At 31.9% G+C, this 15362-nt stretch carries 12 protein-coding genes; 4 read left to right on the plus strand and 8 right to left on the minus strand.

Translation table 11 applies throughout. The annotated features are described in order from the left end of the window. Window positions 1–46: 46 nt before the first annotated feature. The 3 genes from Q5I67_RS04700 to Q5I67_RS04710 form a co-directional block, all read right to left on the minus strand. Window positions 47–1336: an aspartate aminotransferase family protein gene (locus tag Q5I67_RS04700; RefSeq protein ID WP_302486517.1), complete on the minus strand. Its 1290-nt coding sequence runs from the start codon at window positions 1334–1336 to the stop codon at window positions 47–49. A 142-nt stretch (window positions 1337–1478) separates the two neighbouring features. Continuing rightward, window positions 1479–3398, minus strand: coding sequence for a peptidase U32 family protein (locus Q5I67_RS04705; RefSeq protein ID WP_302486518.1), 1920 nt, complete (start codon window positions 3396–3398; stop codon window positions 1479–1481). 87 nt (window positions 3399–3485) lie between these two features. After that, complete coding sequence (locus tag Q5I67_RS04710; protein WP_302486519.1) at window positions 3486–3815, minus strand: DUF5713 family protein; 330 nt, start codon at window positions 3813–3815, stop codon at window positions 3486–3488. Between the two features lie 200 nt (window positions 3816–4015). Between Q5I67_RS04710 and recA the strand changes: the two genes are divergently transcribed. Then, complete coding sequence (recA, locus tag Q5I67_RS04715; RefSeq protein WP_302486520.1) at window positions 4016–5086, plus strand: recombinase RecA; 1071 nt, start codon at window positions 4016–4018, stop codon at window positions 5084–5086. Then, on the plus strand, window positions 5070–5534 hold the full coding sequence (locus tag Q5I67_RS04720) for a regulatory protein RecX (protein WP_302486521.1): 465 nt from the start codon (window positions 5070–5072) through the stop codon (window positions 5532–5534). The genes recA and Q5I67_RS04720 overlap by 17 nt, the downstream gene beginning before the upstream one ends. Window positions 5535–5598: 64 nt before the next feature. Here Q5I67_RS04720 and Q5I67_RS04725 read toward each other — a convergent pair whose 3' ends face one another. Further along, a complete protein-coding gene (locus Q5I67_RS04725) occupies window positions 5599–9054 on the minus strand; it encodes a DNA polymerase III subunit alpha (protein ID WP_302486522.1) in 3456 nt (1151 codons plus the stop codon). A gap of 206 nt (window positions 9055–9260) precedes the next feature. Here Q5I67_RS04725 and Q5I67_RS04730 point away from each other — a divergent pair, with 206 nt between their 5' ends. Then, window positions 9261–10676 (plus strand): sodium:alanine symporter family protein, encoded by a 1416-nt coding sequence (locus Q5I67_RS04730; RefSeq protein ID WP_296898386.1) that lies wholly within the window; start codon window positions 9261–9263, stop codon window positions 10674–10676. 74 nt (window positions 10677–10750) lie between these two features. Here the strand turns inward: Q5I67_RS04730 and Q5I67_RS04735 are convergent, their stop codons facing one another. Next, window positions 10751–10900: a hypothetical protein gene (locus Q5I67_RS04735; protein ID WP_302486523.1), complete on the minus strand. Its 150-nt coding sequence runs from the start codon at window positions 10898–10900 to the stop codon at window positions 10751–10753. 376 nt (window positions 10901–11276) lie between these two features. On the opposite strand from Q5I67_RS04735, the gene dapA reads away from it, so the two are divergent. Continuing rightward, entirely contained in the window at window positions 11277–12173 is an 897-nt protein-coding gene (dapA, locus tag Q5I67_RS04740; protein ID WP_296923180.1) for a 4-hydroxy-tetrahydrodipicolinate synthase, read from the plus strand. Between the two features lie 63 nt (window positions 12174–12236). Here the strand turns inward: dapA and Q5I67_RS04745 are convergent, their stop codons facing one another. From Q5I67_RS04745 to Q5I67_RS04755, 3 genes are all read right to left on the minus strand, one after another. Further along, entirely contained in the window at window positions 12237–13097 is an 861-nt protein-coding gene (locus Q5I67_RS04745) for a DUF4261 domain-containing protein (protein ID WP_302486524.1), read from the minus strand. A 102-nt stretch (window positions 13098–13199) separates the two neighbouring features. Continuing rightward, window positions 13200–13544, minus strand: a complete 345-nt coding sequence (locus Q5I67_RS04750) for a DUF1292 domain-containing protein (protein WP_296896633.1) — start codon at window positions 13542–13544, stop codon at window positions 13200–13202. 107 nt (window positions 13545–13651) lie between these two features. After that, the gene (locus tag Q5I67_RS04755) at window positions 13652–15265 is read right to left on the minus strand and encodes an MBL fold metallo-hydrolase RNA specificity domain-containing protein (RefSeq protein ID WP_302486525.1); all 1614 of its coding nucleotides are present in this window, start codon (window positions 15263–15265) and stop codon (window positions 13652–13654) included. Window positions 15266–15362 lie beyond the last annotated feature (97 nt).

Here is a 15362-nt window from a genome sequence, read left to right on the forward strand (position 1 = left end):
CCCCAGTAGCATAAACTACTAGGGACTATTTTTTTATTTATATATTTTATTTTACCTGAGACATAACATCATCAAGATTGTTCAATAAATCATTGATATTTTCTTCAGTTATGATAAGTGGTGGTTGGAATGCAAGAACATTTCTAGCTATACCATTTTTACCGATGAGGAAGCCTCTATCTTTCATTGTTTCCACTACAAATTCTAGCTTATCTGGAGCTGGTGATTTATCTGGATTAATAAGCTCTGCACCTACCATTAAGCCTAAACCACGAACATCACCGATAAACGGATATTTTTCTTGAAGAGCAGTCAAGCCATCTTTTAATTGTTTTCCACGAACGCGGGCTTTTCCAACAAGATTGTGTTCTTCAATATAATCAAGTACAGCGATACCAGCTGTAGAAGAAACAGGATTTCCACCTAATGTAGAAGCACCAGGACGAGTGTATTTATCTGCGATTTCACTGCGAGAAATAAAACAGCTAATAGGAGCACCATTGCCTAAAGCTTTAGCCATTGTCATAATATCTGGTTCAACATCATAATTTTCAATGGCAAACATCTTTCCAGTACGTGCAAAACCTGTTTGTACTTCGTCAATGATCAATAAAATATTGTGTTTTTCTAAAATTTCTTTTAAACGTTTAAAATATCCTTTTGGAGGTACTACAATACCTGCATTACCTTGGATAGTTTCGCAAATCATAGCAGAAACATTTCCAGAAGTTGCATAACTGATAATATCTTCTACAGCATTTGCACAAGCATAATCACATTCTGGGAATTTTTTACCCATTGGGCAACGGTAACAATAAGGGTTTGGTGCAAAATGAATACCACCCACAGGATTTGGATCAGTTCTCCACATACCGATACCTGTCAAATTCATAGTGAGTTTTGTTCTGCCATGTAAGCCATTGCGAAGAGCTAATAATTCACTTTTTCCATTATAAATATTTGCTAAAAGTAACGCACCTTCATTTGCTTCTGTTCCTGTAGAACAAAAGAAAGATTTTTGTAATCTGCCTGGTGTTACTTGAGCTAATTTTTCAGCTAAATTATAAATATCTTCTGTCAAATAGATATTGCAAACATGTTGTAGAGTCTGCACTTGTTTTGCTACTTTTTGCGTGATTTCAGGATTGCAATGACCGCAGTTTATAACAGATACACCAGCAAAACAATCTAAATATTTTTTGCCTTCATGGTCGTAAAGATATTGCATTTCACCTTTTACAAATTGTGGAGGATTAGCAAAAAAATGACCTAAACAAGGCATGATATATTTCTTTTTCTTTTCAAGACATTTTTCAGGACCTAAATATTGAGACATAACAAACTTCCTTTCATTATTTTATATTTTCTAATGTTATGTATAAATAATATTGATAATAAACATTAGAAAGAATTGTCATTAATATAATAAGCCATAAAGCCTAAAATAAAAATGACAATTCTAAAATGACTATGAATAATTAATAAGATTTTTTATGACGATAAACACCAATACCAACTGGACGAGGACTTACTTCTTTGATTTTTTCGATCATATCGTTATTTTTGCCATTATCAATAGCGTCGCGATAGATTTTAGTCAACATACCAGTAACCTCTGCTGTATAATCTTGAGCTTCGATACGAAGAGTATCTGCACCCATCAATTTATCAATGTAAGGAAGAAGACATAAATCATTAGTAAATAAAATATGAATTCTACCAAATTGATCCATACGCATAGAATGTTTACCGCCAACTGTATCCAATAAAGCAAAATGTTTATCATTGAATTCTGGATTAGTAAGTGGATCATATTTTAAATTCAATGCAGGAATATTTGTATCGGAAATCATAGCTTCTACATTACCATGAACAATGATTGTCATTGGCAATTTACTGCTTTCAACTAAAGTTTTTACTTCAGCATAAGGCAATTCATAAGAAGCTGTTGCATTTACAATACCATTTTCTTGTAAAAATTCTGTAGCTACATGATTAAATACATTGAAACTATGGTCAGCATAAATAGGTAAATCTGTAAGCTCACGTACAATAGTAGCAGCTCCTAAATTTCCCACCATGATACCATCTGGTTTTATTTCATTTAAATCATGACATAATTGTTCTAATTCACTGCACTGATCTTTTAAAGTTGTTCTAGGTGTATTAACTATTACTTTTGCCCCAACATCATGAGCTTCTTGCAAAATAGTTTTTATATCTCCTAAAGTCCATGGAGTATGTGGACGATAAACTTCGCCTGCTACATAAACAACATCAGCACCATTTGCTAAAGCTTCACGAGCGTGTGCTAATGTTGCAGCTTTAACAGCAAGTTTTGGTTTATTACTAGCAGTTCTTATAGCATCTAAATCATTGAGCCATTCACAATTTAAATCTGCTTCTTTAGCCGCATAGCTGAAAAATCTTGGTTCGCGTTTTCCAGTATAGCCAATAGCTCTACTATCAGGTTTATCCATAGCAAAACAAGTAGAATAATCACGTACACGATTTTCAAAAAGATTTTTCCAATCATCTTCATTTACATGATAACCAGCAGGATCAGCTACGTAATTATCAATGGCACGACGATAAATACTTACAATATTTGCCACGAAATCAGCACTACGCATACGACCTTCAATTTTAAAAGAATATACTCCAGATTGAATTAAATCTGGAATATTTCTGTACATACACATATCTTTTAGTGCTAAGCGATAATCCCCATCTGTTGTAGTTTCTTGTTCTTGACCTGTTTGTTCATCAATGATTTTATATGGCCAACGACAAGCCTTCATACAACGACCGCGATTACTGCTATTTGCAAATAAAACACCAGAATGAATACATTGTCCACTTTCAGAAATACACATATCACCATGAACAAAATATTCAAGTTCAAAATCACTATCTACAGCTTTTAATTCGCTGAGTTCTTTTAAAGACATTTCACGGCTGACAACTACACGGCGAATACCATATTCTTTTAATTTTTTTATAGCAGCATTATTATGGGAATTCATCATGATAGATGCATGCATTGTTATATGCAATCCAAGTTTTTTCACAATTTGAGCAATAGCTAAATCTTGAATTAAAATAGCATCTGGTTGAATTTCATTCAAATAAATTAAATACTCTTCAAGTTCTGGAATTTCTTCATCGCTAATTAAATTATTAATCGTAATATAAAGCATTACTCCATGAGCATGAGCATATTCCACAGCTTTTTTTAACATCTCATTATCAAAATTAGCGTCTGATTTGAGCATACGCATATTAAAATGTTTTCCACCCAAATAAATAGCATCAGCCCCAGCATCAATGGCAGCAACTAATGTTTCCCAATTACCAGCTGGAGCTAAAAGTTCTACAGACTTTTTATTTAATAACATTAAACAATCCTCCAAATAAATAAACTACTATAAGTATAACATAAAATTTTATGCTTTTAAATTAATAATATTTATCATCAAATAGGTTTAATCCCATTCACGTTCTGCTAATACTTCCTCTAAATCAATCGGCAAATGAAACCATTGTATAATATATTCCAAATTGCGAATAAGACATTCACGTGCAAGATTATCATATTCGCTATCATTATCAAGAAATTCATATTGCAGATTATTGGCATTTTGAATTAATTCATATATTTTATCTTCTACTTCAGTCATATCATTAGGTTTTTGTTCCACATAATTAATAAAATCTTCCAATAAATACTTTATTTTATCAATCAAAAAATCAGGATAAAAACTATCTTCATATAATTCCTCGAGCAAAATATACTGGTCATCAAAACTGTCCATTTAATAAAAAATAACCCTCCAAATAAAATAATTATATCTGATATTATACAATATATTCGAAATTAAAGCTATTTTTCTTAAACATAATTGCTCTAAATTTGTTCGGAAAACTGAACTTTTGCTTGATTATTTAGGAATATATAGAGTATAATTTATATATATTTTTTAGATAAGATTTAAAAAGCAGGTGATTTATTCCCATGGATAAAATGGATAAAGTACAAGCACTTGAAAGTGCTTTAAAACAAATTGAACGCGACTTTGGTAAAGGTTCCATCATGAAATTAGGTGATGCTTCCGCCAATATGAATATCGAAGTCATTCATACAGGTTGTCTACCACTCGATGCAGCTCTCGGTGTTGGTGGTGTTCCTCGCGGACGTATTGTAGAAATATTTGGCCCAGAATCTTCTGGTAAAACAACTGTAGCACTTCACATCGTAGCTGAAGCACAAAAAATAGGTGGTGTAGCTGCATTTATCGATGCTGAACATGCACTTGATCCAGTTTATGCCAAAAAATTAGGTGTAGATATTGATAATTTATTGATTTCTCAGCCAGATAATGGTGAACAAGCTCTAGAAATTGCTGATGCTCTCGTTCGCAGTGGCGCTATCGATGTCGTTGTTGTTGACTCTGTCGCAGCACTTGTTCCTAAAGCAGAAATCGAAGGCGACATGGGAGATTCTCATGTTGGTCTACAAGCTCGTTTAATGTCTCAGGCTATGAGAAAATTGACAGGTATCATCAGCAAATCTCGTACAACAGCAATCTTCATCAACCAAATTCGTGAAAAAGTTGGCGTTATGTTCGGTAATCCAGAAACTACAACTGGTGGTAGAGCTTTAAAATTCTATGCTTCCATTCGTTTAGATGTGCGTAAAATCGATACAATAAAACAAGGTAACGATCCTGTAGGTAGCAGAACAAGAATTAAAGTTGTAAAAAATAAAGTGGCTCCACCATTCAAACAAGCTGAATTTGATATCATGTACGGTGAAGGCATCTCTCGTGAAGGTAGCTTGATTGATATGGGTACAGCTTTTGAAATCTTAGATAAAAGCGGTACATGGTATTCTTACCAAGGCACTCGTTTAGGTCAAGGTAAAGAAAATGTAAAAGCTTATTTAAAAGAACATGCTGATACAGCCTTAGAAATTGAAAATAAAATTCGTCAAAAACTCTTCGCTAAAGATGAACCTACTGAAGAAAAAGTTGAAGAACCAGCTAAAAAGACTAAGGTAACATCTGATAATGAAACAGCAAAATAATTGTAAAACAGCACTAGTTTATGCTGTAGATTTACTCGCTATAAGACCATATAGCACTCAACAATTAATTACAAAGTTAAAACGCAAAGAATATTCCTCAGAAGAAATAGAAGCAACTATTAATCGCTTAATAGCTCGACATTATTTAGATGATACAGATTTATGTCAACGTCAATATCAAGCATATATCAATGAACAACATCGCAGTCTAAAAGCTATTAAATATAAATTAATAGAAAAAGGTTTTTCACAAAGTGATATTCAAAATGCCCAAGAAGAAACAGCTATTGATGAAATAGATTATGAATATACTGTTTGTTTGCGATTATTAAATAGCCGTTATCTTCCCAGTAAAGCTGATAAATTAAAATGCCAAGGTTATCTCTATCGCAAAGGATTTAATTATTCAGCTATTCGCTTAGCTATTGAAGATTTCTTTAATAATTAATTTAATACTATAAAAATTATCCCCCAAAATAATTCATCTATTTTGGGGGATTTTTAATTGAAATTTATCTTTGCTTTATTGATTTTTTGCCTAAAAGATTTTTTAAATTATTGACTACAGTTTCACTGCCATCAATCCAAAATTCTCGATTACCCTTAATCATTTTTTTACTGCTCATAAAATACATATAAACAGGGCAAGGACCAGCATTTTCTTGCAATGTTTCTGTTATTTTGCTAAAGAAAGCATTATCTTCTTGCTCTGGTTTTACGATAATACAAAATTCTGGCGTATAATCCTCTAAACCAATCACTTTATCAGCGATGATTTTATTAGTATCATCACTTTTATCCAATTTTCCTCTGACGACAACAGGAATATCTGGCACTAAATAATTGATATTATCATAAAACGCCTTTGGAAATACAATGACTTCCACTACACCCAAAAAGTCCTCGATTTCTAAAAAGCACATCATATCGCCTTTTTTCGTAGTTACTCTTTTTGCCTTACGAATAATTCCTGCTACAGATACATATTTACCATCTTTTTGTTTTTCTAAACTTTCAACAGTGGTTAAATACTGTATTTTTTCTCTATATTCTTCTAGTGGATGCCCTGTGATATAAAAACCTGTGATCTCTTTTTCCATATTCAATAATTCTATTTTAGGAAATTCTTGTATTCTTGGCATTTCCAATTTATCAATATTTTCTTCTTCCTCCATAAAATCACCGAATAAATCCATCTGTCCACTAGCTAAATCTTTTTGACGTCTAGAGCCTAAATCCATAGCTTGGTCTAAAACAGCCATATATTGAGCACGATTATAACCTAAAGAATCAAATGCACCACATTTTATGAGATTTTCTAAAGCTCTTTTATTGATACATCTACTGCTAACTCGTGAACAAAAATCCTCTAAAGATTTAAATAGACCATCTTTTTCGCGAATATCTACAATCGTTTTTAAAGCATTTTCACCTACATTTTTTACGGCCGCTAAGCCAAAACGAATACTATTTTTATCGACAGTAAATGTATCACGACTAGCATTTATATCTGGTGGCAAAATATCAATTCCCATATGTTTACATTGTTCAATATATTCGCCAATTTTATTACTTGTCATCAAGCTAGTCAAAATAGCCGCCATAAATTCCTGTGGATAATGAGCTTTTAAATAAGCTGTTCTCCATGATACAAGTGCATAAGCAGCACTGTGAGATTTATTAAAACCATAATCGGCAAAATGTAATAATAAATCAAAAATAGTCTCTGCGAGTTTATCATCTACACCATTATCTTTAGCACCTTTTAAGAAATTTTCTTTTTGTGACATCAAGACATCATGCTTTTTCTTACCCATTGCACGACGTAAAATATCAGCTTGCCCCAAAGTGAAACCAGCTAATACTTGAACTATCTGCATAACCTGTTCTTGATACAAAATCACACCAAAAGTTTCTTTTAAAATTGGCTCTAAATCTGGATGAATATATGTTACTTTTTTTCTACCATGTCTACCATTGATAAAATCCGTTACCATGCCACTACCTAAAGGCCCTGGTCGATACAATGCCATAACAGGAATTAAATCAGCAAATCCAGTTGGTTGCAAATCTTTTACCAAGGTAGTCATGCCGGCAGACTCCAATTGAAATACTGCTCCTGTTTCTCCTCGACAAAGCATTTGCGAAGTCATTTCATCTTCAAGTGGAATTTCATCTAAATTTATCTCTATACCGCGATTATTTTTTATATTTGTTAAAGCATCAGCGATAACTGTAAGCGTACGCAATCCCAAAAAGTCCATTTTCAACAGACCTAATTCTTCGACACAATCTTTATCATATTGCGTCACAAATGTGCCTTCAGATATCTGAATAGGTACATAATCCGTAACAGGATCTTTAGAAATAACTACGCCCGCAGCATGAGTTGAAGAATGGCGTGGCATACCTTCTACGTCTTTAGCAAAATCAATTAATTTACGAACTTCGAGATTTTCTTGATAAAGGCTCAATAACTCTGATGAATCCTTTAATGCTTTATCTAAAGTCATGCCTAACTCTTGCGGAATTAATTTTGCTATCTTATCCACTTCGTTATAAGGCATATTCATAACGCGACCGACATCTCGCACTGCACCTTTTGCCGCCATCGTACCAAAAGTAATTATCTGTGCTACATGGTCATCGCCATATCTTCTTTTTACATATTCAATGACTTCATCTCTACGAATATAACAAAAGTCGATATCTATATCCGGCATTGTCACACGTTCAGGATTTAAAAAACGTTCAAAAAGTAAACTATATTTTAGCGGATCAATATCTGTAATTCCCAAAATATATGCTACAATACTACCAGCTGCCGAACCACGACCAGGCCCCACCGCTATATTTTGACTGCGAGCAAAATTTATAAAATCCCACACAATCAAAAAATAACTATCATAGCCCATGCGATTAATAATAGATAATTCATAATCTAATCTTTTCTGTATTTCCTCTGTAACTTCAGGATATCTATTATGAATTTTTTCCTTACATAATTTATGCAAATACTGTTCATCCGTCATCCCCTCTGGCAAAGGAAAATTTGGTAAATGTAAATGACCAAATTCAAAGCTCACATTACAACGCTCTGCAATTTCTAAAGTATTTGTAATGACTTCTGGTGTATCTTTAAATAAAGCAAGCATTTCTGCACCAGATTTTAAATAGAAATCATCATTATAAAATTTCATTCTATCCTTATCATCTAAAGTTCTGCCAGTCTGAATACATAAAAGCACATCATGAAAAGCATTGTCTTCTTTTTTTATATAATGTATATCATTTGTAGCTACTAATTTTAAATCATATTTCTTAGCTAAACTGATTAATCCTTTATTTGCCTTAGCTTCTTCTGGAATTTGATGATTTTGTATCTCCAAAAAGAAATTATCCTTGCCAAAAATATCTACATATTCTTGTACTAATTTTTCCGCACGTTCCATATTATCGCGAATAATCGCTTGAGGTATTTCACCGGCTATACAACTGCTCAAACAAATAATACCTTCATGATATTGACGCAATAAATCTTTATCCACACGAGGCTTATAATACATACCTTCAATATTAGCTAGTGAAACTAATTTAATGAGATTTTGATAGCCTTTATTATTTTCTGCTAACAAAATTAAATGATAATAACGAGTACCTTCTACTTCAAAATTATCAAAACGTGATTTTGGTGCCAAATAAACTTCACAGCCAATAATAGGTTTTATTCCCTGTTTTAATGCTTCCTTATAAAAAGCAATCGTTCCATACATCGTACCATGATCAGTAATCGCTAAGGATTTCATGCCTAAATCCTTAGCATGAGCAATTAATTTTTTTACTCTACTAGCACCATCTAGCAAACTATATTCTGTATGCACATGCAAATGTGTAAAATCTACGATATTTTCTTCATTCACTTTAACATCATCTATATTATTATTTATATTTAAATTTGCTAATTCCATTACAACCTCTCTTTCTTTCACATAATAAACAGTATACCTTACATATCATATCTATATTATTTGATACATTTATTAAGATAATTTTAACATAACTTAGTTCTTTTCGTTAATATTTTATATATTTTTCTATTAATTTGATTAATAAAAATTCTTATAGCATAAATTTATGATATAATGTACATATTATTTTGATAGGAGGGATTTCCATGGATTTATTAAACTCAATAGTTGGTCAAATCAATGATGTCTTATGGAGCTACGTATTAATCATTCTCTTAATCGGTGCTGGTATTATCTTTACTATTCGTACAAAATTTGTACAAATAAGATTTATCAAAGAAATGGTACGACTCATAACTAGCGATGCAGGTAGCAAAATGGAAGGACAACAAATTTCCTCATTCCAGGCTTTCTGTGTAAGTACAGCTTCCCGTGTAGGTGTTGGTAATATCGCTGGTATCGCTATCGCTATTGTTCTCGGTGGGCCAGGTGCTATATTTTGGATGTGGATTATTGCTATATTAGGTTCCGCAACTGGCTTTGTAGAAAGTACTCTCGCCCAGATTTACAAAGTTCCTCGTACTGATAGTAACGGATATCTTGGTGGCCCTGCTTATTACATCAATAATGCACTTCATAGCCCTAAAACAGCCGTATTCTTTGCTATATTAATCAGTATTACTTATGGACTTATCTTCAATTCTGTACAATCCAATACAATTTCTTTATCTTTACAAACTGCATTCAATTTCGATGCAACTATGATCGGTATTGTAATTGCAATATTATCAGGTATTGTTGTATTTGGTGGTTTACATCGTATTGCTAAAGTTACTGAATATATGGTACCTATTATGGCTGGTATCTATTTACTCATAGCTTTAGGTATTACATTGTATAATATCACTGAATTGCCAACTGTTTTATCCATCATCTTCAAAGATGCTTGGGGTATCGAATCTGTTGCTGGTGGTAGCTTTGGTGCTGCTATCATGACTGGTATTAAACGTGGATTGTTCTCCAATGAAGCTGGTATGGGTTCTGTACCAAATGCAGCAGCAACAGCTGAAGTAAGTCATCCTGTAAAACAAGGTCTTATCCAAGCTTTTGGTGTATTTGTTGATACATTATTTATTTGTACAGCTTCTGCATTCATCGTATTATTCAGCAGTGACTATCAAGCAAGTGGTTTAACTGGTATACAGCTTATCCAATATGACTTAAGTCTATATTTCGGTGATATTGCCTCCACAGGTATAGCAATTATTGTATTATTATTTGCTTTCACTTCTATTGTAGGTAATTACTATTATGGTGAAATCAATATAAAACATCTATCTGATAACCCATTATATTTAAATATCTTCCGCATCTTTGTTGTTGCTATGGTATTCTTTGGTTCCATTGCTGAATTAAGTTTAGTTTGGAATTTAGCCGACTTATTCATGGCTTTAATGGCAATCACAAATATTATCGCTATCTTACTTTTAGGTAAATATGCTTTCATTGCTTTAGATGACTATACTCAACAGAAAAAACAAGGTATTAAAGATCCTGTATTTAAAGCTAGTATCTTACCAAAACAAGACGGTATTTATTGGTGGAAAGACAATAATAAATAATTATTAAACATAAAAAGACTTGATTTCAAAATTGATAAATCAAGTCTTTTTTATTTAAATTTATATCATTATAATTACACAAAACATATAAAATCTCTAGCAATATTTGTACAAACAGTAGCATGCTCAACTCTAGGATGTGGAGCTATTGTAAAGATCTTGCCGTCAATTAATTCAGTTTTTATTTTCATATTTCTATCATCAATATAATCCAAATCATCCATAATATTATCTCTCCTTTAATAGAAAAATAAAACTACAATAAGATTATAGCATAAAACTATTAATAAACTTTTACTATATCTTATAGAATATTAACCCCTTTAAAAATTATTCTATTTGTTCATTTTTTAATTTTATTAATTAATAGATATACATATTCTTATACTATATTTAATATCAAATAAATATAATATATATACTTTCATGATTTGTTATACAAATAATAAAAAAGTTATAACATTACAATAATAAAAAATAAAAATACAGAAAAATGTTTTAAAATCATGCACAAAATTAAAATATTATAGACAATACAAATTTTTACCTGTATAATCATAAATAACTACATCAAACGATGTCATTAAGGAGGCTTTCTTTATGAAGAAAGATGCAATATTTAAAGGTGCAGGTGTAGCTATTGCTACTCCATTTTATGAAAACGGAAATGGTATTAATTATGATGAACTAACTCGTTTAATTGACTTTAACTTAAATAATGGTACAGATGCCATTATTATTGCTGGCACAAGTGGTGAATCCGCTACTATGACAGATGAAGAACATGAAGACATCATTAAATTTACTGTTGATTATGTAAATAAACGTGTTCCTGTTATTGCTGGTACTGGTTCCAATGATACTAGATATGCTATTAATTTATCTCAGCACGCTGATAAAGCTGGTGCTGATGCATTATTAGTAGTTACACCATACTATAATAAATGCACACAAAAAGGTCTTATTAAACATTTTACATCTATCGCTGATAACGTAAATGTTCCAATTATTCTTTATGATGTGCCATCTCGTACTGGCGTAGGTATCAAACCAGAAACATATGCTGTTTTAGCAGAACATCCACGTATCGCAGCTGTAAAAGAAGCAAGCGGAAATATCAGTCAAGTCGCTGAAACAATGTCTCTTTGCGGTGACAAACTTACATTCTATTCTGGTAACGATGATCAAGTTATCCCATTAATGTCATTAGGTGCACAAGGCGTTATTTCTGTACTCTCTAATATTATGCCACAGCAAACACATGATATGTGTCAATTGTTTTTTGATGGCAAAGTTGCAGAAGCTGCAAAAAAACAAATTGAATACATCCCATTAATTCAAGCTTTATTCTGTGAAGTAAACCCTATTCCTGTAAAAGTTGCTCTTCGTTTAATGGGCTTTAATATGGGACCATTACGTATGCCTCTTTGTGAAATGGAAGATGCTCATCTTGAACAATTAAAAACTGCAATGCGTAAATTTAACTTAATAAAATAATTAATACTTAAATAAAAAAACACTTTCTAACTTAGAAATATCTAAAATTAGAAAGTGTTTTTTTTAATTTCTATCGCCAGCAGCATATTTACCAGTATTTATATCTAACACTGGACGAAGTGGCTCAATTAAAGAATCTTCATATCTGCAAATCCATTGAACATCTGGTGTCATTTTACCTTCATCATTCATACCGTCAATCGTATCGCCATCTTTTATCAAAACATCATCATTATTTAAAACATAACGAGCTAAACTATATGCTAAATTAGCAACTTTATTTGGATTCATACCTTTAAAATGAAATTGTACATCACTCAAACCAATATTTGCTAAACCTACGCTATCCACGATAAATTCATTTGTATGCGGTACATTAAAGAAACGAATATTTACCATGCTAAATAAATATTTAACAATACCGTTTTCCTTAAGATTTTTTATAGATTGTGCCAATTGGAATTTTCCTGCTGATTTTATCCATATAGCCTGACATTTAGGAAATAATTTTAAAGCAATATTTAACCAATCGACAAGCATAACAGCACGTTCTTTTGGTATTTGTCTTTGAGCATTAACATCCCATATCTTAACACAATACTTATATTTACTTAATAATTCATCGCTATTAGCCACATTCCAAATCTGTGTACGTTCAAATTCACTTACAGATTTCTTATCGTCAAAAGATAATACATTTCCCATAGCTAAACCAACAGCAGATGTCGTATTATCTTTATTATATGCTACAAATTTATCCATGCTGAACTCTGTATCATTTTCATCTCTACTAACGATATTTATATCGCCAAATATATTTCTAGCTTCACGAAAAATAGCATTTGCTGTAGGTCTTATAGGTTCTTCTTCAAAAAGTAATTCGATAACTACTGATTTACTTATATCTTCAACTAAATTTTCCATTAATTTAATCTACCTCAATTAAAATATATATTCACAAAAAAGAAGATACCATTATTATGGTACCTTCTTTAACACTTATAGAATTAAAATCATTTTAGATGATTATTCTTCAGCTTCAAGTTTATCCATTAATTCTTCATAAGCTTTTTGAGCTAAATCGAATTCTTCATCTGTTGGTTCAATATATTCAACTTCACCATTTTCATCTTTAACAATTTTTGCTAAGATTACATCTACTTCTTCATCGCAGCCGCATTCTTCATCATGTTCATGGCATTCGCATTCTTCGTCGCCATCAATGCTAACTAAAATCGCATATTTATCGCTACCTGCATCGAAAACCATTTCTTCTACGTAATTGTATTCATTACCTTCTTCGTCAGTAATAACAACTACAGTACCTTCATTATCTTCTTCAACAACGGAATTGTTTTTTAATTCTTCCATTATATAATCCTCCTAAGATTTAACTTTAATCTAATGATACCATATTTCTTTCTTCTTGCCAAAATATTTATCGTAAAAAGCAGATAAAATTTTTATAAAGAAAAATATCAGCTAATACCAAAATCCTTAAACAAACGTTTAACATAACGCCATCCTTTTTGAATAGTATTCATAGCTGCTGGCATAAGTTCTGGATTTTTAACCACAAGATTAATAATTCTACGACGCAATTGTCTATAATCTGCATCAATATCCACAAAGAATTCTTCCATATCTTTCTGTACAGATACTTGAGGAATATTTGCAGCTTTAATTTCACATGCAGTTTTACTCATAATTGCTCTATCTGCATAAAATGGGATATATGCATTCCAGCCAAATTCTTCTTCTATCATTTCTTTTACAGCTTTACTTGCAGTAGCTTCACCATGTACTACAAATACCTGCTTAGCATTATACATAGTTAAATGTTGTAACCATTCTTCCATCTGTGAATAATCAGCATGAGCAGAAAATCCATCCATATTTACAATTCTAGCTTTTACGCTGATTTCTTCGCCTAATACTTTTACTTTCTTGGCACCATCTAGCAATCTTCTGCCTAAACTTCCTTCAGCTTGATAACCTACAAATAAAATTGTAGATTCTGGACGCCAAAGATTATGTTTTAAATGATGAAGTACACGACCTGCATCCGCCATGCCACTAGCTGATAGAATGATACGTGAGCCTTCTTCTGTATTTAAAGCCTTAGATTCATTTGCACTTTCACAAAGACGTAATTGTGGCATTTGAGGCAATTTACCATGTTTTTTTATATATTCCGTTGCTTCTTCATCAAAATATTGTGTATTCTTAGCAAAAATTCTTGTTGCTTCAACAGCAAGAGGACTATCGACAACGATTGAATAATCTTCAATGCGATTTGCTTTCCATAATTTGAATAAATAATACAACATAGTCTGCGTACGACCTACTGCAAATGATGGAATAATTAAATTTCCTCCTCTGTCCATTGTATCATTTACAATTTCAGCCAATGGGGTTTCCTTATCATAAATTTGATGTTTACGATCACCATAAGTAGACTCTATTACTAAATAATCAGCTTCTTGTATATGAGTAGGGTCTTTTATAATCGGTTGATCAGGTTGTCCTAAATCACCAGTAAATACAATTTTAGTTTCTTCACCATTTTCCATTACATATACTTCAATTATTGCTGATCCCATGATGTGACCAGCATCTTTATAAATAGCTCGTATACCATTTACTGGATTTATTTCTTGATCATAATTAATCGCTACAAATTGCTTTAACGAAGCCATAGCATCATCTATAGTATATAATGGAGCAATCGGTGTTTTACCCATACGTTGCCCTTTACGATTTGTTATCTGAGCATCTGCTTCTTGAATATGTGCACTATCCGGAAGCATGATATTTACTAAATCACAAGTTGCTTTTGTCGCATAAATACTGCCTTTAAAACCCTGTTTACATAATTTAGGAATAAGACCGCAATGATCTACATGAGCATGTGTTAATAGCACACAATCAATATCCGATGGCACAAAACGAAAATCTTCATAATTTAAATCACGTAAATTTCTAGCACCTTGAAACATACCGCAATCAATCAATATTTTATGGTCATTTGCTTCTAATAAATAACAAGAACCTGTAACCGTATGAGCCGCACCTAAAAATTGTAAATTCATAAAAACCCCTCCTTTATTAAGGATTTTAATTATTTTCTTTATATTGTATATATTCTAAAAATATAAATTAAAACCCTTTAAAACTTTCATTAAAATC

Source organism: uncultured Megamonas sp. (assembly GCF_958438645.1).
Taxonomy (GTDB): domain Bacteria; phylum Bacillota; class Negativicutes; order Selenomonadales; family Selenomonadaceae; genus Megamonas.